Genomic DNA, 5878 nt, shown 5'->3' on the forward strand with positions numbered 1-5878 from the left:
CATCGGCAATTTATGACGTTTGTAATCAGGTTAGGAGAATTGGGAATGGGGGATTGGGAATGGGGAATGGGGAAAGAAATAATTGTCCATTAACTCTTTCTGCTCCCTCATCCCCCTCATCTCCCCCATCTCTCCCTCTCCTCTCTCAACTTTGGGATACTTGTCGCACCACAGTTCGTCCTCGCTTGAATGATTTAGCACAACGTATAGTACCAAAAGCTACTTGGCATGACCTGGTATTACCGGAGGCACAATGCCAAATTCTGCATGATATTGCAGCACAACTCAGACAAAGGGTAAAAGTTTACGAAACCTGGGAATTTGCTCTCCGAAGCGCCAATGGGCTAGGTATCAGTGCTCTATTTGCTGGGGCGAGCGGTACAGGAAAAACAATGGCAGCAGAAGTACTAGCCCAAGAATTCTGTCTAGATTTATACCGCATTGATTTGAGTCAGGTTGTGAGTAAATATATTGGCGAGACAGAAAAGAACCTGCGGCGGGTGTTTGATGCAGCCGAAACGGGAGGCGCAATTTTATTATTTGACGAAGCAGACGCCTTGTTTGGCAAACGCAGTGAAGTCAAAGATAGTCATGACCGCTATGCAAATATAGAAGTGAGTTATTTATTACAACGGATGGAGGCTTACCGAGGATTGGCAATTTTGACAACCAATCTGAAAAATGCCATTGACACAGCTTTTTTACGTCGCATCCGGTTTGTGGTACAGTTTCCGTTTCCTGATTTTACCCAGCGCCAAGAAATTTGGCGAAGGATATTCCCTGCGAAAATGCCGATTGAGGGTGTGGATGTGAATAAGTTAGCTAAATTAAATGTTACAGGTGGGAATATTCGTAATATTGCTTTAAATGCTGCATTTTTAGCTGCAGATGCTGGGGAAGCTGTGCAAATGAAGCATTTATTGCGTGCGGCTCAAAGTGAATACGCCAAGTTAGAGAAGCAGTTAACGGAAGCGGAAGTGGGAGGGTGGGTGTAAGTTGTTATGTTTACAAGTGTACTAGGAGAGGGAGGGATCTTAACAAGTCAAAAGTCAAAAGTCAAAAGTCAAAAGAAAGAGTTTTCTATGAGTACATGCGTGAATGCGTGACTTCATTCAGTGAGGGAGGGAAGAAGGGAGGGAAAAGATTTCTTCAAAGTATGTCCTACGGACACGCTACGCTAACAAAAAATGCATTTTATAAACGCAACAGTTTAACAATTCACGAAGAACGCTTATTCATTCAAAATTTAAAAATATAAGAGGTTGGGAATGATATCAAGAAACTTTGAATTTTATATTGAAGAGTTAATCTTACACGGGTTTGCGCCGAAAGACCGTTACCGTATTAGCGAGGCATTACAGCAGGAATTGACGCGGTTATTGAATGAAGAGGGTGTACCACCGTCATTGGTGCAGGGTGGGGAGATTCCGCACTTAGATGGTAGGGTATTTGAAGTCGTATCGAGAGCAACACCAGAGACGATTGGTGTGCAAATAGCACAGTCAATTTATGGAGGTTTGGGACAATGAGTATGCGATCGCGACAGCGGCTCCTTTCAGGAGCATCGCACTCCCAAACTCAAACTAAACCCAAATCGTCTTTCACACCTGTCAAATCCGGACTTTTACAGCGCAAATGTTCCTGTGGTGGTTCGGCTGGTTTGACGGGAGAATGTACTGGGTGTCAGAAAAATCGCTTAACTGTACAGCGTCGTGAGAAAAATCAGGGTGAAGTTTCCCAAGTACCACCAATTGTGCATGAAGTGTTGCGTGAACCTGGTCAACCTTTAGACAGAGAAACTCGTGGTTTTATGGAGTCGAGATTTGGGCAGAAATTAAAGCAAGTGCGATCGCCTAAGGCTGGATCGGGAATTATCTATCCCCAACTCACAATCAGTCAACCAGGAGACACTTTGGAAGCGGAAGCAGATCAGGTTGCAGGTGCAGTCATGAGTCAGGAATCTGAAACGACTCTTACTGAATCTCCATTGCCAGACTTTAGCAGTGTGCGCGTACATAACAATACTAAAGCTGCTTCTGCAGCTAGTTCAATTCATGCGGAGGCTTTTACTTTAGGTAATCACATTATTTTTGCAGAAGGTCGATATCAAACCGATACAAACCAAGGAAGACACTTATTAGCGCATGAATTAACTCATTACATTCAGCAGCAAGCAACAAAACCTCAAATACAGCGAAAGCTTTTAGTAAATCCTAACCATACATCGTTAGCGCCTGCAAACGACCCCGCTGCTTCTCTAACCTCAACACAACGCTTATCCATGATGGATAGTTTAATTCAAGGTTTATGTGATGAGTTTGAAGTCAATAGCACAACTGGAGAGGTGCAGCCCAAATCTTTACAAAGCTTAGATTCAACTGTGCTAGTAACAGGGAGTAAACCAACTGGCTGTTGTTGTCTCAATATTCTTACAAATCCATTGGCTAACAATTGGACAATAGAAGTCAGTCAAGTTGTTGGTCCTCAGACAGACTTCTCCGGACACCAGGTCATTCTGTCTCCAACCACCACACCTGTCGAATTTGGTTCTTTTACTGCATCAGGTTCTCTTGCTTTTCAAGGAGCAGTCCCTGCAGCAGGACACGAACTTTGTGGTCATGCTGCACTTGAAGAAATTTCTGCTCATCCACCAGATCAAGACCGAACCACAACTGATGTTCACGATCCAACAGTCAGAATTGAGAATCTCATTTCTTCTGAGCAGGGAGTACCTAGTTCAGATTTACGAGGACTAGCATCAGAACCCCACCGAGGTGAATCAGTTGACCGGATTACAATCCGAAATTATCAATTTAATGCTACCAATGTCCCAACCAGCGAGCAAAGTAAAATTCAATTTGCCGCTAACTATATTAGAACAAATGATAGTTTTGTCGATATTCTGGGTCATAGCGATAATGTTGGTTCACCAACCGCCAAACAGCATGTAAGCCAACAGCGAGCAGATATGGTAAAAACAGCCCTAACCAATCGGGGAGTCTCAACACAAATTACAAAATTTAATTTAACAAATGTTAATCGATTTACTCGTGTTGAGGGATTAAGTGATACGCAGCCGCCACCACCGCCCCTCCAGAGCAACCAGGACAATTGGCGACGGGTAGATATTCTCATGGCAGGATTTCCTGCAGGTGCTCAAAATCCTCCCCTTGGTACATCTACAGTGGTCAATCCTCACGTCCAAAGTCCGAATGTCTCTACTCTGAGATCATCAACAGACCCATGCATACGGCATCTTGTTAGAGGAGGATATCCCTAAAGTGAATATGCAATCACGACAGCGGCTCTTTTCAGGAGCATCGCATTCCCAAACCCAAACAAAATCCAAATCGTCTTTCACACCTGTCAAATCAGGACTGTTACAGCGCAAATGCGCTTGTGGTGGTTCGGCTGGTTTAACGGGAGAATGTACTGGGTGTCATAAAGAACGATTAACTGTACAGCGTCGTGCTGCGAATCAAACTGAAAATTCCGAAGTACCGCCGATTGTGCATGAAGTGTTGCGTGAACCAGGTCAACCTTTAGACAAAGAAACTCGTGGTTTCATGGAGTCGCGATTTGGGCGTGATTTTAGCTCCGTGCGGGTGCATACAGATGGGAACGCGGCTGAGTCAGCGCTGGCGGTGAATGCGCTGGCTTACACAGTAGGACATGATATTGTCTTTGGAACAGGGCTGTATAGACCACAGATAACGGAAGGAAAGCAATTGTTGGCACACGAACTGACACATACTGTACAACAATCAGGGTGGAAAACAAAAAGCAGGATCAACTTACTGCCAGATCATCATAGCAGTGAAGTTCAGGCTGAACATGCGGTTCATCAAGTACTCGGTGGAAAAAAGCCCCAGATTACACCTATACAATTCACCCTACAGCGGCAACTTTATCCCCCCATCCCTATTATTATCTCTCGAAGACGTCGAATACCAAGTGGTAGTAGGTCGATCCGCCAAGGAATTAATATTACCTGGAACGGTAATCATGTGCAGATCCAAGCTCAAATAGAAGTTTCTGGATCAGCTGCGTCTGTCGCAATTGCTAACTCCATAAAAAACTCTATTGAAAGAGTCTGGAACGCCAGTTTTTCTGACGGCTACAGTATAAGTTGCCAAGCTCAAGTGCATTATAGGGCTGTTGGTCAAACGGAGGATGGCAACTCAGCACAGATTATAGTTCACAATGGCAATGTCGAGCAAAGTGAAGTGAGAGGCTCTAGGATGCTATTCTATTTCAGCAACAATAGCGATTTAGTTTGGTCTCCTGCTCACGAGTTTGCTCATTTCCTAGGGCTTACTGACCGTTATTCTCAAACTTGGAGAAGCCTCTTTATTCCTTGGAGCGACCGGGAGGATATCCCAGATTCAGGATATGAGGGCAATATAATGGGCATAACTGGTGGAGCATTGACGAGTCGGAATATTCGCGATTTGCTGGATTTATATGCTTACGAAACCGTACTAACAGACTCACAAGATATGCAAGATATGACGGCTTAAGCTAGTAGAAGTTTTTCAGCTAGTTATACAGTTCAAAAAATGATTGTGACAGATAGAACCTGTATATAAGCCATCATGTGTCGCATTCTTTTTTCAAAACAGTATTATTGAGCCAAGCAGCAAGTTTGATTTAGTAGCGCTATTCTGCAAATTATGCTTGGTCTGACACAGTACTATCAACTTGACGAAAGGAACATAACCCATGACCACTTTCCCCGCTTCCCCTCGCATCCTCAAAGGCGCAATCATCGGAGTTGATATCTTCAACCCCGTCGCCAGCACCATTATTTTTCAATACAACCCCGATAACCTCACTCGCACACTTACCGCTCAAACAATGGGAGGAGAAAATAATGATAGAAATGAAGCTTTACGATTAAAAGGACCCCCAAGAGAATCTATCAGAGCGGATGTAGAAATCGACGCGGCTGACCAGTTAGAAACAGCGAAATTTCCGGCAACGACTATGGGAGTTTATCCCACATTAGCAGCATTGGAAATGCTTTTATATCCCAAATCGGCAAAAGTCATTGCTGATGAAGTTTTGCTAAATTTAGGCATCATTGAAATCATTCCACCAGAAGCACCGCTTACACTATTTATATGGGGTGAAAAACGGATTTTACCCGTGCGATTAACTCAATTTACGATCACGGAAGAAGCTTTTGACCCCAATTTAAATCCAATTCGTGCTAAGGTGAGTCTTGATTTACAAGTACTCAATTATCAAGATTTAGGATTGGCGAGTTTTGGTGGTGCATTGTTTATGGCACATCAAATTGCTAAGGAAGTGATGGCAACAATTAATAGTGTTGGAAGTTTACCCTCGGCATCTGCATCTTTCTCTTTTGATGCAAATATTAGTATTGGAGGTTAGATGAATTTTGCCTCACGCAAAGGCGAGCCAGCGCCTTGCGGAGCCAGTACTGCAGGAGGGTTTCCCTCCGTAGGTATCTGGCGTTGGGGTTCCCCCCGTTGTGGCGACTGGCGTCGCAAAGGCGCAGAGGAAGAAAGAAAAATTAAGAATCAATTAACAATTATGTTTGAGCAAACAAGTCGTTATTACAAACTGAAAACAGAAACTGTTACTGTGACAGATGGTGATGGGATGTCTCGTGAAGTTCGCTATGTGCAACGCAGGTTTATTCCTTCAGCAGAGGGAATGACGACTGTAATAGAACATACCGTGACTCAGAGCGATCGCCTCGATAATATCACTGCCAGATATATTGGCAATCCTACCCAATTCTGGCAAGTCTGTGATGCTAATAATGTCTTCCGTCCTGATGAATTAGAGGAGGTTGGACGTGTGATTAAAATTGCTTTGCCTTTTATGTAGTTTGGGGGATGCGGAGGGA

Annotated in this window: 6 protein-coding genes; all 6 read left to right on the forward strand. The window is 43.9% G+C overall.

Annotation, left to right across the window (positions count from 1 at the left end; translation table 11 throughout):
* On the forward strand, positions 1–995 hold a 995-nt coding region (locus tag DP117_RS33205; protein WP_169222421.1), incomplete at its 5' end, for an ATP-binding protein.
* A 273-nt stretch (positions 996–1268) separates the two neighbouring features.
* Entirely contained in the window at positions 1269–1529 is a 261-nt protein-coding gene (locus DP117_RS33210; protein WP_169222422.1) for a hypothetical protein, read from the forward strand.
* Complete coding sequence (locus DP117_RS33215) at positions 1526–3280, forward strand: DUF4157 domain-containing protein (RefSeq protein WP_169222423.1); 1755 nt, start codon at positions 1526–1528, stop codon at positions 3278–3280. Before DP117_RS33210 ends, DP117_RS33215 begins: the two co-directional genes overlap by 4 nt.
* 7 nt (positions 3281–3287) lie before the next feature.
* Entirely contained in the window at positions 3288–4520 is a 1233-nt protein-coding gene (locus tag DP117_RS33220) for a DUF4157 domain-containing protein (RefSeq protein WP_169222424.1), read from the forward strand.
* 202 nt (positions 4521–4722) lie between these two features.
* Positions 4723–5397, forward strand: coding sequence for a hypothetical protein (locus DP117_RS33225; protein ID WP_169222425.1), 675 nt, complete (start codon positions 4723–4725; stop codon positions 5395–5397).
* The gene (locus DP117_RS35775) at positions 5398–5859 is read left to right on the forward strand and encodes a hypothetical protein (protein WP_211176501.1); all 462 of its coding nucleotides are present in this window, start codon (positions 5398–5400) and stop codon (positions 5857–5859) included.
* Positions 5860–5878 lie beyond the last annotated feature (19 nt).

The sequence above is a fragment of the Brasilonema sp. UFV-L1 genome, from assembly GCF_012912105.1.
In the GTDB taxonomy this organism is placed as follows: domain Bacteria; phylum Cyanobacteriota; class Cyanobacteriia; order Cyanobacteriales; family Nostocaceae; genus Brasilonema.